The sequence below is a fragment of the Lentibacter algarum genome, from assembly GCF_018860975.1.
In the GTDB taxonomy this organism is placed as follows: Bacteria; Pseudomonadota; Alphaproteobacteria; order Rhodobacterales; family Rhodobacteraceae; genus Lentibacter; species Lentibacter algarum_A.
Window position 1 is genome coordinate 314,830 of record NZ_JAHKQI010000005.1, and the last position, 18,375, is coordinate 333,204.

General features: G+C 57.4%; 10 protein-coding genes. 5 read left to right on the forward strand and 5 right to left on the reverse strand.

From position 1 onward, the window contains the following. The first annotated feature begins 15 nt into the window (after positions 1-15). The 3 genes from serA to KO498_RS05910 all read left to right on the forward strand — a co-directional run bounded on the left by serA (position 16) and on the right by KO498_RS05910 (position 2,763). On the forward strand, positions 16-1,611 hold the full coding sequence (gene serA / locus KO498_RS05900) for a phosphoglycerate dehydrogenase (protein WP_215958954.1): 1,596 nt from the start codon (positions 16-18) through the stop codon (positions 1,609-1,611). A gap of 134 nt (positions 1,612-1,745) precedes the next feature. Further along, positions 1,746-2,012, forward strand: a complete 267-nt coding sequence (locus tag KO498_RS05905; protein ID WP_215958955.1) for a hypothetical protein — start codon at positions 1,746-1,748, stop codon at positions 2,010-2,012. 16 nt (positions 2,013-2,028) lie between these two features. Beyond that, the gene (locus KO498_RS05910) at positions 2,029-2,763 is read left to right on the forward strand and encodes a metallophosphoesterase family protein (protein ID WP_215958956.1); all 735 of its coding nucleotides are present in this window, start codon (positions 2,029-2,031) and stop codon (positions 2,761-2,763) included. Between the two features lie 11 nt (positions 2,764-2,774). On the opposite strand, the gene KO498_RS05915 is transcribed toward KO498_RS05910, so the two are convergent. Continuing rightward, on the reverse strand, positions 2,775-4,211 hold the full coding sequence (locus KO498_RS05915) for a hypothetical protein (RefSeq protein ID WP_215958957.1): 1,437 nt from the start codon (positions 4,209-4,211) through the stop codon (positions 2,775-2,777). 298 nt (positions 4,212-4,509) lie between these two features. Here KO498_RS05915 and KO498_RS05920 point away from each other — a divergent pair, with 298 nt between their 5' ends. Next, positions 4,510-5,685 carry an acetyl-CoA C-acyltransferase family protein gene (locus tag KO498_RS05920; protein ID WP_215958958.1) on the forward strand — a complete coding sequence of 392 codons (1,176 nt, stop codon included), beginning with the start codon at positions 4,510-4,512 and terminating at the stop codon, positions 5,683-5,685. A gap of 28 nt (positions 5,686-5,713) precedes the next feature. Here the strand turns inward: KO498_RS05920 and pbpC are convergent, their stop codons facing one another. Continuing rightward, entirely contained in the window at positions 5,714-7,669 is a 1,956-nt protein-coding gene (gene pbpC / locus KO498_RS05925) for a penicillin-binding protein 1C (protein ID WP_215958959.1), read from the reverse strand. A 95-nt stretch (positions 7,670-7,764) separates the two neighbouring features. Continuing rightward, complete coding sequence (locus KO498_RS05930) at positions 7,765-13,191, reverse strand: alpha-2-macroglobulin family protein (RefSeq protein WP_215958960.1); 5,427 nt, start codon at positions 13,189-13,191, stop codon at positions 7,765-7,767. 156 nt (positions 13,192-13,347) lie between these two features. On the opposite strand from KO498_RS05930, the gene KO498_RS05935 reads away from it, so the two are divergent. Further along, the gene (locus KO498_RS05935) at positions 13,348-15,549 is read left to right on the forward strand and encodes an ATP-binding protein (RefSeq protein ID WP_215958961.1); all 2,202 of its coding nucleotides are present in this window, start codon (positions 13,348-13,350) and stop codon (positions 15,547-15,549) included. Here the strand turns inward: KO498_RS05935 and yaaA are convergent. Both yaaA and recQ read right to left on the reverse strand, forming a co-directional pair. Continuing rightward, on the reverse strand, positions 15,546-16,301 hold the full coding sequence (yaaA, locus tag KO498_RS05940; protein ID WP_215958962.1) for a peroxide stress protein YaaA: 756 nt from the start codon (positions 16,299-16,301) through the stop codon (positions 15,546-15,548). The genes KO498_RS05935 and yaaA overlap by 4 nt on opposite strands. A 3-nt stretch (positions 16,302-16,304) precedes the next feature. After that, the gene (gene recQ / locus KO498_RS05945; protein ID WP_215958963.1) at positions 16,305-18,344 is read right to left on the reverse strand and encodes a DNA helicase RecQ; all 2,040 of its coding nucleotides are present in this window, start codon (positions 18,342-18,344) and stop codon (positions 16,305-16,307) included. Between the last annotated feature and the right edge of the window lie 31 nt (positions 18,345-18,375).

Sequence of the window (18,375 nt, forward strand, 5' to 3'; positions counted from 1 at the left end):
AAAAGGACCATCATCATGGCACCTAAAGTTCTCGTATCCGACAAACTCTCAGAAACCGCCGTTCAGATTTTCCGCGACCGCGGGATTGATGTCGACTTCATGCCTGACCTTGGCAAAGACAAAGACAAACTGGCCGAAATCATCGGCAACTATGACGGCCTCGCCATTCGCTCTGCCACACGCGTAACACCGACGATCCTCGCCGCGGCCGACAAGCTCAAAGTCATCGCCCGCGCGGGCATCGGCACCGACAACATCGACAAAGACGCCGCCTCTCAGAAAGGTGTGATCGTCATGAACACGCCCTTCGGCAATATGATCACCACAGCCGAACACGCCATCGCGATGATGTTCGCTGTGGCGCGTCAGATCCCTGAAGCGAGCGCGTCTACGCATGCTGGCAAATGGGAAAAGTCGAAGTTCATGGGCACCGAGCTGACCAACAAAACCCTCGGCGTTATTGGTGCGGGTAACATCGGCGGAATCGTCTGTGACCGCGCGCGCGGGTTGAAGATGAAAGTCATCGCGTTTGATCCTTTCCTGTCCGAGGAAAAGGCCGACAAAATGCAGGTCGAGAAAGTCGAGCTTGATGAGCTGCTTGAGCGCGCCGACTTCATCACCCTACACGTGCCTTTCACCGAGCAGACAAAGAACATTCTCAGCCGCGAGAATATTGCGAAAACCAAAAAGGGCGTGCGCATCATCAACTGTGCGCGCGGTGGCTTGGTTGATGAAGAAGCCCTCGCGGATGCGCTCAAGTCGGGCCATGTTGCCGGAGCGGCGTTTGACGTCTTCGCCAAAGAACCAGCAACCGAGAACCCGCTGTTTGGCCTGCCCAATGTTGTCTGCACACCGCACCTCGGCGCGGCAACGACCGAAGCGCAAGAAAACGTGGCGCTGCAAGTGGCTGACCAAATGTCAAACTACCTGCTCACCGGCGCGGTTGAGAACGCTCTCAACATGCCCAGTGTGACTGCGGAAGAAGCCAAAGTTATGGGCCCATGGATCAGTCTCTCGGCACATCTTGGTAACTTCATCGGTCAGCTTACAGACGAGCCGATCAAAGCCATCAACATCCTCTATGATGGTGTCGCGAGCGAGATGAACCTCGAAGCGCTCAACTGCTCTGTTGTGGCCGGCATCATGAAGTCGGTTAACCCCGATGTGAACATGGTGAGCGCGCCTGTAATTGCCAAAGAGCGCGGCGTGAAAATCTCGACCACGAGCCAGGACAAGTCAGGCGCGTTTGAAGGCTACGTTAAAGTCACCGTCGTCACCGAGATGCGCGAACGCTCGATCGGTGGCACAGTGTTTAGCGACGGCAAGCCGCGGTTTATCCAGATCAAAGGCATCAATATCGACGCCGAGGTTGGCCGCCATATGCTCTATACAACCAACGAAGATGTCCCCGGTATCATCGGTGCGCTCGGCAATACTATGGGGGCGGAGGGCGTTAACATTGCCAACTTTACGCTTGGCCGTGCAGGCGCAGGCGGCGAGGCGATCGCACTGCTTTACCTTGATGCGCAGCCAAAACAGGCCGTGCTCGACAAGCTTGAAGCAACGGGCATGTTCACCCAAATCAAGACGCTTGAGTTTGACGTAAACTAAAGCAAATCCAGCGGGCCTTTGTTGCACTTAAGCCATAGGCCCGCTTTGCAACCCCGACTTTGATAGCCCTTAGGGCGTTTTCACCATACGTTAGGGAAAACGCGGCAAACAGGCTGCAAACGGGAGACAGAAGTATGAACCTCGAACGACTTATCAAGCGCGTGTCTGAAGAACTCGACACATCGTTTCCTGACGACATGTCAGAAGCCGACCAACAAAAGATCCGTGATATCTTCCGCACCGCAATGCTCGATGCTGCCAAGCGCACCCACCGTGAGATGAACGACACCGCCAAAGCCGTGATCGCCAGTGGCCACGAGGCTGACCTGGCGCACAAAATCGAAGAGCAAATGGCCAAGAAACGCAGCATGCTTGTCGCCAACCTGACAGCCATGCGCTAAGGTATATTCACTCCCCATGAGCGAAACAATCTACGCCATCGGTGATATTCATGGCCAGCATGAGCTGCTGCTCGATGCCCTTTCGCTTATCGAAATGGACGGCGGCCCTGATGCGCGCGTTATCAGCCTTGGGGATCTGGTCGATCGTGGGCCTGACAGCCGCGGTGTGATCGACACTTTGATGAATGGCATCAACGCAGGCCGCAACTGGACAGTGCTTTTGGGCAACCATGACCGCATGTTCGAGAACTTCATGCGCACCGGTATCATTTCCCATCCCAAGATGCGCCCTGACTTCACATGGCTCCACGAGCGTCTCGGCGGGCTGACAACGCTGGCCTCCTACGGCATTGACGCAACACTGCCGGAAGCCGAGCTGCGCCCGCTCGCACTTGAAGCTGTGCCGGAAGAGCACCGCAGCTTTCTGGCCTCTTTGCCGCTCTATGCGCAGGAGGGCGACTGCGTGTTCGTGCATGCGGGCATCCAACCCAAGCTTCCGCTCAAGTGGCAGTCAGAAGATGACCTGATCTGGATCCGCGACGCGTTCCTCAACTTTGAGGAACCACATGAGCACCTTGTCGTTCACGGCCACACAGCTGTTGATGCCCCCGAGCACATGGGCAACCGTGTCAACATTGACAGCGGTGCAGGGTTCGGGCGGGCGCTGACGACTGTCGCAATCGAGGGCCGTGATGTGTTCGTGCTCGAAGAAGACGGGCGCATACCGCTCACGCCATCCCCTTCGGAGTAACCCGCATTGCTCTAATCCCGCCGGATGATCCCCGTGATCGCCGCCGCGCCAAGCGCTGTAACGATCCAGCCAAACCCCTTGAGCAACCAAGCCATCGCCCAGGCAAAAGTGCCAAGCTTCGTTGCTGTGGTCGGAGCCCATGCAGTCTCTTGGCCAAAGTCGATCAGCGGGATGAACACATCAGCTGCATAGGTTGGCGAGAAGAAGGTCTCGTAGTGCTGCCCGATCTCGCCCTTGGCCCAAAGCCGCGCAGGGGCGCTGGGACGCTCTTCCATCGCCGCTGCCCAGCTCGGAGAGTTGAGCACAACCGGCGTGTTGGGCACCATGCCGCCATTGACCCAGACATAGCTGTAAAACAGCGCTGCACTGGCAATCATAACAACCGCCAAAACCAAAGAGCGCGCTGGCAGATAGCCGTATCCGACGATCAGCGAAAGCGCGGCATGCTTCACCGCCGAGGCGATGTCGCGAAGCCAGTGCCAGCCGTCTTGCGCCTGTCGCGCCAACACCCCGCGCCAGCCCTTTGCCGTGCTCACCTTGCGCTCAAGCCAGATCTCGTCGCGCTGCGATACAGCTAGCTTGCATTCTTTGGCGTATTGCACATGCCGCGCTTCGCGGGTGTGGCCCATGCGCTTAAGAACATAGGCCAGCTGTTCGTAGGGTTGCGGCTGAAAAGCGCGCCGCCCTTCCTGGCTTTTCGCCAGCCAGCCAAGGCGCAGGCTTTCGTCTGTAGGGCCGTGAATTGTCGTATAGGTAAACCCGTTGAGGCGCAGCTTGTCGGGCAAGCCCCAGCTTTCCATATCATCGGCGAGGTCTTCGATCGTGGCGCCGTCAAAGCTCACACTGCCTTTGACACTGACAACCCCGCGCCAGATCAGCGAGCCCGCCCGACACTTCTGAGCATTGAAGGCTTTGCCGTCGCTGTTGTGGAAGGTGCCTTTGGAGCAGTTCAATGCGCCCTCGATAGTGGCACTGCTGACACTAACACGGCCCTTGACGGTAAAGCCGTTGCTGAGAAACACGCCGCCTCTTACCCGCGCGCCTTGGGCGTTAAGCCCCGTGCAATAACTGCCTGACAGATTGAGAAACTCGAAACTGCATTGCAGCGCCTGAATGGGCTCGGCAAAGGTGCACGCGCGCAGCTTGGTGATGCCGACAGTCGTTGCAAAACTCAGATCAAGTGGCGCGCTCACGTAGGCGCCTTTGAGCTGCACGCCCCAGTCGTGCAAGTCGCAATCCTTGCAGCCGCCGGTGATCAGATAGCGCAGCAGGTCGGCACCGATGTCGTGCTCGATACCGGCCTCGTTTGGGCGCGCTCCGTCTCCGAGCACACACTCGCGCCCCTCTTTGCAGGCGGCAACAAGTTCCTGCTCGGCGGGGGTCACCTCTCCGGCCTTGCGCGCGGTCTCGAAGTCGGCCCATGTGCGAATGTTACGTGTCGTGCTCATCTGCGCCCCTGCTAAGATTTGATGAACTATGCGAGCGCTGGCGGTGAAGTTCAACAGGCGCTTGCCTGACCGCGCGCTCTGTTAACATTCTGCCTGCTCAAAACTACCACAAAATGCGTGCATACGCGTTATGCACTGCTATATGCACTGCGGTCTGCACGCATTGTGCAGCGCGTTTTCAGCGATTCTACCGAGTGTTAACGCCAAAAAATTAAACTGACGAAACGTTCTAGGTGCAATTCTTGCGCTGCGTTTTGTATAGTCGCGGTAGCACCCACAAACCGGATCGGAAAGCATCATGGAAGACATCGTAATTCTCAGCGGCGCACGCACGGCTATCGGCACGTTTGGTGGTGCTCTGGCGGGGACTCCGCCCACAGAACTCGGCGCGATCGTCACCCGCGAAGCGCTCAAGCGCTCCGGTGTAGAGGGGGGCCAGATCGGTCATGTTGTCTTCGGTCACGTGATCAACACAGAGCCCCGCGATATGTATGTTTCGCGCGTCGCGGCGATGGATGCAGGCATCCCCGAGGGGGCTCCGGCGATGAATGTGAACCGCCTTTGTGGCTCTGGAGCGCAGGCAATCGTTTCGGTAATTCAGTCACTTACGCTGGGTGATGCGCAATTTGCGGTTGCTGGTGGCGTCGAGAACATGAGCCGTTCGCCCTACATCGTTCCTGCGCAACGCTGGGGTCAGAAGATGGGCGATATCCAGACTCGCGACATGATGCTCGGCGCGCTTAACTGCCCGTTTGGGACCGGCCATATGGGCGTCACCGCCGAGAACGTTGCTGCTGAACATGACATCTCCCGAGCCGATCAGGATGCCTTTGCTTTGGAAAGCCAAAAGCGCGCCGCAGCAGCTATTGCGGCGGGGCATTTTGCCTCTCAAATCGTGCCTGTCGAAGTCAAGGTCAAGCGTGACATGGTGCCCTTTGAAGTTGACGAACACCCCAAGGCAACCACACCTGAAGCCCTCGCAGGCCTGCGCACGGTGTTTCAGAAAGACGGCACCGTAACGGCCGGAAATGCCTCAGGAATTAACGACGGAGCCGCCGCAATGATCCTCGCCACAGCCTCTGCCGCCGAGCAAGCTGGCCTCAAGCCACGGGCGCGTATTCTGGGCTATGCCCATGCCGGAGTGCGCCCTGAAGTTATGGGCATCGGCCCTGTTCCAGCGGTGCAAAACCTGCTGGCGAAAACCGGCCTCAAGGCGTCGGATTTCGATGTAATCGAGAGCAACGAAGCTTTCGCCTCCCAAGCCCTCGCGGTCAACAAAGAGCTTGGTCTTGACGCGACCAAAGTGAACCCCAATGGCGGCGCAATTGCGCTTGGCCACCCCGTCGGTGCAACTGGTGCGATCATCACCCTCAAGGCCCTTCACGAGCTCGAACGCACCGGCGGCAAGCGCGCCTTGGTGACTATGTGCATCGGTGGTGGGCAGGGCATCGCTCTGGCCTTTGAGGCGCTCTAATCTGGCGTTCGAAGCGCTCTTAAAAAGCTCAGCGCAACTCGAATTCGGTCTGCGCTGAACGCCCTTGGCTGTCAACAACACTGAGGGTGAAAAAACCCGGCTCAAGCGTGCCAAGCGAGATCATCGAGGCGCGGGCTTCGGTGACAGTCACCGCACCGTTTGTGAGCACAGCAAAGGGCGGCACGCCCCCACGCAACTTGAGCATAACAGGGGTGTCAGGCAGTTGTGCGAGGCGCACGCCGCGTGGCGGAAAGACGATTTCGGGTTGGCCTTTTGCTGAAGCGACCAAGCTGCCTCGCGTCGTAAACCGTTGAAGCGGCTCAGGCAGTTCTGCGGTAGAAACAGTGAGGGTTTCGGCAGGTGCAGGGCCAAGCGGCACAGGCACTGACTTGAGATACTGGAACGCCTTGGCGAGGAGCGGCGCAGCCGTTTCGCGGGCGAAGGACGTTTGCATCGGTGTGCCATCAGGCCGCCCGATCCAGACGCCAATCACATGCTCGCCATCATAGCCCACAGCCCAGTTGTCGCGATAGCCATACGAGGTGCCTGTCTTGTAAGCGATGCCGTGGCTTTTGCGTGCATTTGGCAGTGGCACAGTCGAAAGGATATCTCCGATTTGCCAAGCGGCTGAAGCACTCGTGAAACGGGTGCTTGGCTGATCAGTCAGGGCTTCGGGTTGCTCGCTCAGACGCACAGCTTTGCCGCCTTGTGCAAGCCCGGCATAGAGGCCTGTAAGGTCGCGCAACGTGATGCCCATGCCGCCAAGGCCGATGGCAAGACCCGCCTTGCCACCTTGCACATCCGGCTTGGCGCCGGCTTGTCGCAACCGTTGCATAAAGCGCTCGGGGCCGACCGCCTCAAGCAGGGTGATCACCGGAATATTCCGCGACAATTGCAGCGCTTCACGCGTCGTCATCTCGCCTTGAAAACGGCCATCAAAATTCGAGGGCTCGTAGCTGCCAAAGCGCACGGGTTCGTCGCGGATGATCGTTTCGGGGTGTGCAAGACTGAGGTCATACGCCGCTGCATAGACAAGTGGTTTGAGAGTTGACCCCGGAGAGCGCAGGGCGCGTGTCATGTCGACGAAGCCCTTGCGAACAGTGCTCTGTGTCACTCCGCCCGAGCCGATGGCTGCCTTGATCGCACCGGTTTTGTGTTCGGCGACAATCATCGCGATCGAGGCCTTTGGCTCTACCGACAGCAGGCTCTTGCGGGCGAGCGTTTCAAGGCGGGCTTGTAGTTCTGCATCAAGCGTTAGCGCGATCTGGCTGTTGTGCGGATGCATTTTGCGAGCGTGCTCGGCGCTATGAAAGGCGAGGGCCGGAAATGGTTTTGCCGCTGTGGGGGTTGGCATTGCAAGAGCGGTTTCATAGCTCTCTTGGGTCAGTATACCTTCCTCAAGCAGCCGTCGCGCAACACGGTTACGTGCCTCTTTCGCAGCTTGGGCCGCGCGGTCGGGGCGTCGGCTTTCGGGGGCTTGTGGCAAGGCAACGAGCAGTGCGATCTCGGCAGGCGTCAGCCGTCGCGGCTCTTTGCCGAAATAGGCGTAACTGGCCGAGCGCAGGCCCTCAAGATTGCCGCCAAACGGTGCATGGGTGAGGTAAAGCGAGAGCAGTTCTTGCTTGCTATGTGTCCGTTCCAACGCCAGTGCGACCCGCATTTGCCGCAGCTTCCCGCTCCAGTGTCCAGTCGCGCCGTTCTCTAAGAGGCGGGCAAGTTGCATCGTCAGGGTTGACGCGCCCGAGACAGTCCGGCCATTGCCGAGCGCCTGCCAGCCTGCCCGCAGTATCGCGCGCAAATCAACTCCGTTGTGGCGGAAAAACCGCTTGTCTTCAAAGGCGATGAGGGCGGTCAAATAGGCCGGATCAACCTGCTCCGGTTTTGTTGCCAGTCGCCAGCGCCCGTCTTCCACCGGAAAGGCGCGCAACAACACTCCATGTGCATCGCGAACCTCAACAGAGGTTTCATGCAAGACCGCAGGCATCTCGGTTTGAGAGACCCAAGTATCAACCCCGTCTCGCGCGGCGGCGATCAGGAAAAGGCATAACGTGACCCCTCCAATAAGCCTATGTGGGCGAGTTACTCTGATACGCTCACCTCACCGCTGTCCGTGTTGGCGCGGTAGGTGGGGCGATACATGTCTTCAACCGTTGCCGCAGGATGATGATACTTCCCGGGCGTGACAGCGCGAACAATGTAGGCGAGATCAATGGTCTCGCCATTGCGTGCGTTGACGGCTGCAAGGAAACGATCAGAGCGGAACTCGCTATGGGCGACCGAAGTTGGCTTGAGCCAGGGAAGCGCCGCGATGTCACCGCTGCCAAGAAGGTTGGGATTGTCGATCTCGAAACCTGCTGGCAACGGGTCGTTGATCATCAATCTTGCCGCTGCCTGCTCAAACGGTTTCACCCGCAGGTGCACTGCAAAACGCTCGCCCGCTTTGACATCAAGCGCCTCAATTCGGGTGCCTTCCAGAGTGTAGTAACTGCGTTCGATAGCGTAGCCGTAGCCGCCGGCCTCAGGCGGCACATCGGGAATTCCGAAGGTTGTCAGCGTTACGTCGGTGTCTTTGTCGGATGTATTGTCCAACAGTTTGCCAACCCAGAGATCACCGCTCGTCAGGGTTCTTGCCGGAGGGCCGGACATCGGAACACCATCAAGCGATATGTCACTGGTGGCGTCACTGTTTGTGAGCGCGTCAACTGCAAGCAAGGTCCAAACCATCTCTTGGGTGGAACGCCTGTCGCTTTGGTCGGCCAAGGCCAATGAGAGCGCGTCAATATCGACCGCGTCACTCTTGGCGGCACTGGCAAGTGCTATGATAGCAGCTCTGTCGCGTGCTGGCGTGCCGTAGTCAGACCTCCAGCGATAGCGTTTGGCGTTTGCGTCCCGTTCAAGCAGCGCCGAGGCCCTGCCAAACAACGCGTCGGCGCGCGGCTGATCGCCGTAAAACGCCAGAGCCGCGGCCAAATGTGCGCTGCCCATCGGGGTGCTAAAGGCCCCTGATTTGACATCGGCATAGTAGCGTAAGTCAGACACAACCGCCTTGCCTTCGCGTGCCAGAACATAGAGCGCATAGGCGATATCTCCGCCGCCTTCGTCAAAATCAGGCGCGTTGTTAACACGGTTGCGCAGGTTGATCAGGGCATTGTTATAGGCTGCATCGGGCACATCATAGCCTGCCTTGCGCGCGCGCGTAAGAAAGTCGGTTACATAGGCGGTGAGCCAGGCATCGCCTGAGCTTGGGCGCCACAAGCCAAAGCTGCCGTTTCTTGATTGACGGGTGAGAATGCGAGAGATCGCGCTTTCGATCCGTGGCTTGAGGTTCTTGCTTTGCGACAGCCCTAGCGCGTCAGATACAGAGGACATATAGAGCAGGGGCATTGCGGCCGAAGTCAGTTGCTCGGTGCAGCCATAGGGGTAGCGGTCAAGGGTTGTCAAAAGCTCGGCAACATCAAACCGCGCGATCGGCCCCGCCGTAAAGGCAACCCGCCCCTCGGCCTGTTTGAAGCCTTGCAGCAGGTTCTCGTCGAGGGTAAGAGACGTTCCCGCAGCAAGTGAGAACCTCCGCGTTGTCGAAATTTCCGGGTCAAGCACGCGCACAGGCAGCAGAACTTGCTTGGTGAGAGTGCTCCCATCAGGGGTTTGTAGCGACAGCGTGATCGTGTGATCGCCGGTGTCGACTGCGGTTACCGGCACGCTAAAGCGCAAGGTCTTTCCGCTTTGCAAGTCGGCGGTGGCGGGCAGTTGGCTTACGTCAAGAAGCACGCCTTCTGACTGCGCTTGCAAGGTGATTTCGCCCGTCGGCCCGTCAGCATGCACCACTTCAAGCAACATGCGGCTGGTGTCGTCAGGTGCCAGAAAACGCGGCAAGCTTGCGGTCAGCACCATAGGGTCGCGGATGATCACATCTTTTTTCGCCGAGCCAACGCCGGTTTTTGACCAAGCGATAGCCATCAACCTCAAGGTGCCGTTGAAAGCGGGTATGTCAAAGCTGACGTCAGCGTAGCCGTCCGACCCGACAGAAACCGGCCCCTCGAAGAAGGTGACAAGGTCTTCTGGCGGCGGCACGCTTTCAGCGCTTAACTCGTTGCTAGCACCGCCACCCGAACGCAGCCTGCCAAGCTCACCCTTGGAAGCGTCAATCAGCCTGCCGTAAACGTCGCGTAGGTCAACGCCAAGTTTGCGTTTGCCGAAGTAATGCTTCCCGGGGTCAGGAGCCTCGAAACCAGTGAGGTTGAGTATGCCTGCGTCAACTGCGGCCAACGTCAGGTAGGCCTGCTCGCCTGACGCAACGCCTGCTACTTTGACGCGGACGTTCAGTGGTTGGCGCGGTTGGGTTTCTTCCAGCGCCTGAATTTCAACAGCCAGTGCTTTGTCGGCGGGGTCAACTTTGGCATAGGCCAGCCCTATCGCTCGGGTTGGCAAAAAGCTCTCACCAGTACCCGCGCTGCCCATCGGGCTGATGTGCGTGACACTCACGTAGGCCCCCGCACCCCAGCTTTTCTCAACAGTCAGCGGGATCAGGTTTTCACCCTCTGACAGAGAGACAGTCCGGCTTGAGATGACACTGTCGTTCATCACTTGCACAAGGGCCTCGCCAGCTTGGCGTGGAACGATGCGCAGCTTGGCCTCGTCGCCAGCGCTGTAGGCTTCACGATCAAGTGAGAGTTCAAGCGTGTCCGGCGTGCGCACCGAGCCTTCAGAAACATACCAACCTGCGCTGAAGTCTTGCGAAGAGAGTGTGTAACTGCCGCCCTCAAGCTCGACTACAACCTCGAACTGCCCCCAGTTTACCGGCACTGAAAGGCTGCCTTTGCCTGCTGGCATATCGAGCATGCCGGACGCGACTTTGGAGCGCGTCACGATCGGATCCCATCGCCAGCGACCATATTGCTCATACCATTGGTAGCGTGTCTGCACGCGGTTCACCGTCCAGCGGGCATTGGCTTTGATCGGGGTCAATTCCGGCCCAACAGCAATCACATCAAAGGCCGCTTCCGATCCTTCGGAAACAGCGTGGTCAAACAATGGTTTGATGCCAATAAGTGGTTTGGCAGGAAGCAAACGCCGGCTCTCGTGGCGCTCTGTTGGACGGCCCGAGCCTTCAGCGACCTGAACCTCGAAGCGTGCGTCCATTGGTGTGTTTACATCATCAATTTCAGGCAAGGTTACGCTTAGTTTGGCGAAGCCTTGATCGTCGGTTGTCGCGGCGGGCAGCAAAGCTGACTTGCGCACTGTTGGCGCATCGTAAGCACCAAAGCTAAAACCCTGAAACGCGTCGATTGTGCGGCTTGAACGAAGTGACACGCGTCCAGCGACTTTGAGGCCGGCAGCAGGTGCACCGAACAGATAAATGGCGTTTACGTCGGTGTTTACAGCCTGTGTCGGATCAAGCGCGCCTTCCGGAAGATTGATATCAAAGTCGATCCGCTCGGGTAGGAAATCCTCAACCAGAAAGTTCTCGCTGGCGAGGGCGCGTTCGGCTGATCTGAAATCAAGTGTCCAAGCTCCGCGTGGTGCCGAAGTTGCTACCGGAAAAGCCGCAACGTAGCCGCCGCTCGTGTCAGGCTGCAAAACCTGTCTGGAATACTCGACGCCATCGGGGCGCAAAAGCACCGCGGTGAGCGGCAGGCCCGTGACGGCTTCGGAGGCACCATTGCGTGCTAAGGCCGTGGCATAAACAGTTTCGCCCGCGCGGTAAGCTCCGCGTTCGGTGGTCGCAAAAAGATCAATCGGGCCAGCCGCGTCGCGGCCTGAAACGCCCCTGTCGGAAAGATCAAACGCGGGGTCGGTGAGGCTGAGGAAGGCCATGTCGTCCTCGCCATTGTTTGCCAAAATCAAAGCCGGTTCGGCGCTGCTTTGGCCCGCTGTCAGAGCAGCAGAAAAATGCACGGAGCCGTTGGCATCTGTTTGGGCCGTGCCAAGCACACGGTTGCCTTTTGACAGCAAGGTAACTTTGATTCCGTCCAAAGGCTTGGCGGTTTTGAGGCTGCGCAGAAATACGTGCAAGCCGCCCGCGCCAGAGGCGGTGCTGATGCCAAGATCGGAGATCACAAACCATTGCGTTGCGCGTGAGCCTTTGCCCTGCGCGCTGCGGGCACTGAGCACATAAATGCCAGCTGGCGCATCTTTGATCGCCTCTGATATCGGCAAACGTGTGGTTACGTTCTGGTTGAGTTCATCGGTTACGAAACCGGTGCCTGACCAGATGTCCTCGCCGATCTGGTCGGCAAGTTTTCTTTCCTGATAGGCATAAAGCGGTTTGGCAAAAAGATCATCCTGCATAGCGCGCAGGAGGTTGCGGTCACTCACGCGACGCAGTGTGAGGTTAAGCTCGCTCAGGTTAACCGTTTCGACAGGCAAGCTTGCTTCGCCGCCAAGTGGCAAAATATAGCCGCGGCCCGGGAAGCGCACTTCTGGCGCTCGGTCGCGGATGTAAAAGCTCTGACGCACATCTTGCCCAAGCACTTCACCGCTTTGGGCGGGCAGACCAGCACGAAAATTCATTTCGTAGGTCTGGCCATGTTCAACACCGGTGATGCAGAGCCGACGGCCTTCTGCCTCGACAGCAAAACGCGGGTCGGGCAGGGCGACAAAACGGCTATAATCTGTCTCGCTTTTAGAGAGGTCTTCCGTAAACTCGGCACAAACACGCGGCGTTACGCTGTTGCTTTCAACCACGGTGCCTTGCACACGAAACCCGTATTTGGCGCGCGCGCTGGCAAGGGCGGCTGCTGTGGACTCGCGGTAATCAAGCGCAAGCGCATGTTTCAGCACGGCAACAAGTTCGCTGGTCTGGCCTAACGGCTCCAGAGTGTCGGCTATAAGCAAAAGCGCATCAGATTGCAGACTCTTGTTGTCAGATCGCAAGTAGCTGTTGATCCCGGCGAGCATAGCGTTGCGCAGGTTGGCGCGCTTGTCTTGTTTTGCAATCGCGCTGATCTGGAAAGACTGTTGCCCATAGGTGAGCCAATCTTGAGGTGCGTCTGTGATTGCCAAAGCAACACCTGTCCAACGCTGCGCATTTATGTAGTCCCCAGCTTGGTTCCGCTCCTGAGCGGCGGAGTAAAGCACTTCTAAAGCCCACTGCGAGTTGGGGTGCTTGCGGCCGAGGTTTTCGGCTTGGCGATAGGCATCTGACAGGTTGTAGCTCTTGAGAAAGGCGAGTTCTTTGGCGCGGGCTTCGCCACGTTCCATGTCGGCCTTGGTGGTGGTGTTCAAACGGGCTGAAAATGCGCCATCATAACTCGCCGTTCCAGTGATTGTCTGCTTTGGAAAGCAAGCCTTCGAGCGCGAGTTATAAGTAAAGCCGACGCAAAGTTCGCTGGCCTCACATGCTCTGCGGCATGACGTTAAATCAGTGTCAAAAAGCTGCTGCAAATCCGTGCCGACAAAGTCCGTGTTTGATTCGTAGCTTAAACGCTTGTCGGGGATCCCCTGTTGTGCTTGCAAAACCTGTGTTGTGGCAAGCGCGACGAGCGCGGCGAAGAGCAATCTTAGCATATGGGCCTCCTGAGCTGGCATCATCGTGCCATAGCGGGTCCCAGGCTGGCAATGGCCCGCCTCAATTTCGTTCAAAGTTAAGCCGATATTTACTCTGATCGGGGAGATTGCGAGCAGCTTTAGAGGTCTAGTTTTAGTATACGCGCGGAGGAACCAATGAGCCTGGCTAACAAGCTTACGCAAGAGCGGCGATCACGCCTGGCTGCGGAACGGCTGCTCGAACAAAAACAAGCCGAGCTGTTCTCAGCAAACAGCAAACTCGGTGCGCACGCGAAGAAGCTGAGTGACGAGATCGTGGAAACCCGCGCCGAAGTGAAAAACGTGCGCGATGAAAACCAGCGCGTGAAGTCGGATTTGTCTGTTGCGCATCAGAAAATCGAGATCGCCGAGCGTCGGCTTTGGATGTCGATCGAGTCGATCAATGACGGTTTTGCTTTCTTTAACCCAGACAGTCAGATGATCATTGCCAACAAGGCTTATCTCTCTGTCTTTGACGGCCTCGAGGAAGTGCAGACAGGGCTGACGTATGTTCGCATGTTGCAGCTGCTCACCGAGGAAGGAATTGTTGATATTGGCTCGCTCGCGCCGGCTGCTTGGCGCGCAACAATGCTTGAGCGTTGGCAGCGGCCTGACCCGCCACCTGAAACCATCAGGCTTTGGAACGGTGAATATGTGAAGCTGATTGACCAACGCGGACACGGCGGCGATGTTGTCAGCCTTGCGCTGAACATAACCGAAGCTGTCAACAACGAGCGCCAATTGCGTGAAGCGCGTGATAAGGCCGAAGCCGCGACGCGCGCGAAATCGTCTTTCCTGGCAAACATGAGCCATGAGATCAGAACCCCGATGAATGGGGTTGTTGGCATGGCCGAATTGCTGGCTGAAACCGACCTTGACGAAGAGCAAACGCTTTTTGTCCGCACAATCAAAAACTCGGGTGAGGCGTTGCTGGTGATCATCAATGATGTGCTCGATTACTCAAAGCTCGGCGCCGACAAAATGATGCTGCAGAACGAGCCATTTGACCTGGAAAACGCGATCCATGAAGTGGTGATGCTCTTACAACCGACAGCGCAAGAGAAAGGAATAAGCGTTGCTGTCGACTACGATCTCTTCATGCCGACGTCTTATCAGGGTGATGTCGGACGCATTAGGCAAGTGCTGACCAACCTTATCGGAAATGCCATCAAGTTCACCGGCGAAGGCCATGTTCTGATCCGTGTGGTTGGAGTCGAAAATGCGGCCGACAAGAAAACGCGGGTTCATATCAACGTTGAAGACACGGGCATCGGCATTCCTGAAGAGAAACTGGTGCATGTGTTTGGTGAGTTCAATCAGGTCGATGATGCGGAGAACCGCAGTTATGAAGGCACCGGTCTTGGCCTGTCGATCAGTCAGAAGCTGATCAAAATGATGGGCGGTGAAATCTGGGTTGATTCTGTGATCGGAGAAGGTTCAAACTTCGGTTTCAAGATCAACCTTACGTCGCATGGCCCTGCTGAAACCTTTGACGCATTTGATCTGGGAAACCTGTCCAAAGCTGTGGTGCTGGAGCGTTCAGATTTGCTCGCACGGCTTGTGGTCAGGCAGTTGTCGGCTTTTGGGCTTGGCTGTCAGGCGAGCAAGACGGTTCCAGATGTTATTACCTCGGTAAGAAAGGGCGCCGACATTGTCCTCGCAGACGCAGAAACTGCAGGGGCAAACCTTATTCCAGCGCTTGAGGATGAAGGGTTTAAGGGCGCGCTGGTGTTGCTGACGGCGCAATTGGGAAGTGTCCAGAAACCTTACAACAGCAGCCTAAACGTTCATCAGTTACAAAAGCCGATCTCGCGCCGCGCCCTACTAGAGAAGCTATCGCAAATCGGCCATGAGACCCCCGACCTTGCGGTTCAGATCGCAGCGAAGGCAGCGGAAAGTGAAGCGCAGACCGAGCCGCAAGAAGGGGGCAACCAGCGGCGGGTTATGAGAGTGTTGGCAGCGGAAGACAACAAGACCAATCGCCTGGTGTTTCAGAAGATGGTCAAGCCTCTCGATATCGAGCTCAAGTTTGCTGAAAACGGTGAAGAAGCCGTCGCGTTCTATCAGGAGTTTGAACCAGATATGATTTTCATGGACGTTTCCATGCCAATCATGGATGGCAAAACAGCGACACGGGCAATACGGGAGCTCGAACGAGGGGGCGACAGGCATGTGCCGATATTCGCGCTGACGGCGCATGCAGTTGACGGCGACAAGGACGACATTATGGCTTGCGGTATGGATCACTACCTGACCAAACCGTTGCGCAAAGCGGAAATATTTTCAGCCATTGGCCAAAGCCAGCCCGCGAGTACCCGAGAGATTGCGCCTGATATCTAGGCTTCGCGCAAGAAAGCGGGCCCGTTTTCTGACGACAGTTTGGGGGAATAGACATATCCGCCGCTGTCAAACTCGGTGAGGGCCGCTGTATCGGTGAGCCGCCGTTGTATGATGTAACGAGCCATAGCGCCGCGCGCTTTCTTTGCGAAAAAGCTGATGATCTTCGGGCCATTCTCGCGAGCCTCATAAAACACCGGTGTGATCACCGGCACATCAAGTGCTTTGGTGTTGACGGCGCCGAAGTATTCTTGACTGGCACAGTTAACAATTGCTGTCGCGCCGGCCGCTTTCGCTTGGGTGTTCAAGGCTTCGGATATCTGATCGCCCCAGAATTCATAAAGGTTCTTGCCTTTCGGGGTTTTGAAGCGCGTGCCCATCTCGAGACGATAGGGCTCGATCATGTCGAGCGGGCGCAACAGCCCATACAAACCGGACAATATGCGCAGTCGGTCGTTGGCAAAGGCGAGTTCGTCTGCATCTAGGCTTTGGGCTTCAAGACCCGCGTAGGTGTCGCCATCAAACATCAGCGCCGCGGGGGCTTTTGGCATTTCACCGTGGGCTTGAAACCGGTCGTAATTCAGGGTCGCAAGCGCATCACTCAGATGCATGAGCTTGGCGAGTTTTCCGGCGCTCAGTTTCTTGGCCTCTTGCACCAGAGCGGCAGTTTGGCTTGCAAATTGCGGCTCGGTAACGGGGTGCTCAGTCGTTGCATCTTCCCTAAGCCGTTTGGCAGGCGAAATCAGTGTAATCATGCTTCAAACATCCTGTCTTATATGTTCCAAAAACGCTTCACCGAACCGTTCGGCGCGCTTTTCCCCGATCAACCGCTCGATCGCACTTAGGCTCTGTGGTTTGGACTTGGCAAGTTTGGCGAGCATTGACGTTGGGCAACTGAGCGGCTTCTCAATGCCGTTTTCGCCGCGTGTCAGTTCTGATTGCGCGACTTCGAGTCGGTCAAAAAGAGCCCCTGCGCTGCTTATCGCCAGTTTGGCGCGGGTCGGGTGCAGTTTGGGCGTGTCACCGTTGATCACCAACAAAAACTCCTGCCCGTATTTCTCAAGCTTCTTGGCACCGACACCCTGAATACTGGCCATCTCGTCGAGCGAGGCAGGGCGGCGTTTGGCCATTTCAATCAAGGTTCGGTCGTTGAATACGATATAGGCTGGTAGCGAAGCCGCCTCGGCCAAGAAACGGCGTTTTGCTTTAAGCGCAGAAAACAACGGCGCATCCTCGTCGGGCACCAATGCGCGTACTTTCGGGCTGCGGGGTTGTCGTTGCAGCACTTCCTTGCGCAATGACACCGTGTCTTGCCCTTTCAGCAACGGGTGAGCCTTGAGCGTGATGCGCAACGCACCGTGACGGGAGGGATCAGGGCGCAAAAAATCATGGCCCATGAGCTGCCGGATGATCATCTGCCATTGCTGCGCAGAATGCTCGGAGCCAACACCGAACGTGGGCAATGCGTCATGGCCAAACTGTTGAATCTTATCGGTCATTTTGCCCGTCAAAACATCAGCGATATGGCCCGCGCCAAACCGCTCTTCGGTGCGCAAAACGGCCGAGAGAGCCTTGCGAGCCGCATCGGTTCCGTCAAATGTTTCGGGTGGGTTTTCGCAAAGGTCACAGTTACCGCAGGGGCTCGCGTCTTCCCCGAAATAGCCGAGCAAAAGTTGCCGCCGACAACCCTGCGCTTCTGCTATTCCGAGAAGGGCGTTCAAGCGGCCATGATCGGATTCCTTGCGCTCGTATGGGGCGAGGCCTTCATCAATCTGCGCGCGTCGCAGGCGGATGTCTTCCTGACCATAGAGCGTGTAGGCTTCAGCGCGGGCACCGTCGCGGCCAGCGCGGCCGATCTCCTGATAATAGCCTTCGACAGACTTGGGCAAATCGGCGTGGGCGACCCAGCGGATGTCGGGCTTATCAACGCCCATGCCAAATGCGATTGTCGCGACAACAATGAGGTCGTCTTCCGAGTTAAAGCGCCGCTCCACTTCGCGGCGTTCGGTCGGGTCCATCGCGCCGTGATAGTGACAAGCATTGTGCTTCTCATCTCGCAGCGCTTTGGCGAGGCCCTCGGTTTTGGCGCGGGTGGCACAGTAGGTTATCCCGCACTGGCCACGGCGGGTGGCGGCAAAGTCGAGGATCTGCTGTCGAGGTTTGTTCTTTGGCGCAAAAGCGAGATGAATGTTGGGCCGGTCAAACCCCTTGAGAAAGCTGGTCGGAGGCTTTCCTTGAAACAGACGTTCGACGATCTCGCCGCGGGTTTCTTCATCGGCTGTGGCAGTGAAAGCGGCTAGAGGCACGTTGAGAAATTGCCGCAACTCACCGATGCGCAGGTAATCGGGCCGAAAATCATGCCCCCACTGGCTGACGCAGTGAGCTTCATCAACGGCGATGAGCTTAACATTTGCGTCGCGCAACAGTGATTTCGTTACATACGACGACAACCGCTCGGGGGCGAGATATAGCAGCTTGATCCGGCCCTGCCGAACGGCCGCGGTGACAGCATCGTTCTCTTCCTCCGAGTTGGCTGAAGTGATCGCGCCGGCTTCGACACCAGCGGCCTGAAGCCCGGCAACCTGATCGCGCATTAAAGCAATCAGGGGTGAAATCACCAGTGTGACCCCTTCACCCAAGATCGCAGGAAGCTGAAAGCAAAGCGACTTGCCTCCGCCCGTTGGCATGATGGCGAGCACATCTTCACCGGCGATGACCGAGCGCACGATCTCTTCCTGACCGGAGCGGAAGCCGTCAAAGCCGAATACGTCTTTTAGGAGTGCCTGTGCCTGCTGCATGAAGCTGGGTTTGCCCGTTTTTTGGTTTGAC

Coding starts and splice junctions, on each gene's coding strand:
- KO498_RS05935 (WP_215958961.1), top strand. CDS start 13,348: ATGAGCCTGGCTAACAAGCTTACGCAAGAGCGGCGATCACGCCTGGCT.
- KO498_RS05920 (WP_215958958.1), top strand. CDS start 4,510: ATGGAAGACATCGTAATTCTCAGCGGCGCACGCACGGCTATCGGCACG.
- pbpC (WP_215958959.1), bottom strand. CDS start 7,669: ATGCCTGCGGTCTTGCATGAAACCTCTGTTGAGGTTCGCGATGCACAT.
- KO498_RS05930 (WP_215958960.1), bottom strand. CDS start 13,191: ATGCTAAGATTGCTCTTCGCCGCGCTCGTCGCGCTTGCCACAACACAG.
- KO498_RS05915 (WP_215958957.1), bottom strand. CDS start 4,211: ATGAGCACGACACGTAACATTCGCACATGGGCCGACTTCGAGACCGCG.
- KO498_RS05910 (WP_215958956.1), top strand. CDS start 2,029: ATGAGCGAAACAATCTACGCCATCGGTGATATTCATGGCCAGCATGAG.
- recQ (WP_215958963.1), bottom strand. CDS start 18,344: ATGCAGCAGGCACAGGCACTCCTAAAAGACGTATTCGGCTTTGACGGC.
- yaaA (WP_215958962.1), bottom strand. CDS start 16,301: ATGATTACACTGATTTCGCCTGCCAAACGGCTTAGGGAAGATGCAACG.
- serA (WP_215958954.1), top strand. CDS start 16: ATGGCACCTAAAGTTCTCGTATCCGACAAACTCTCAGAAACCGCCGTT.
- KO498_RS05905 (WP_215958955.1), top strand. CDS start 1,746: ATGAACCTCGAACGACTTATCAAGCGCGTGTCTGAAGAACTCGACACA.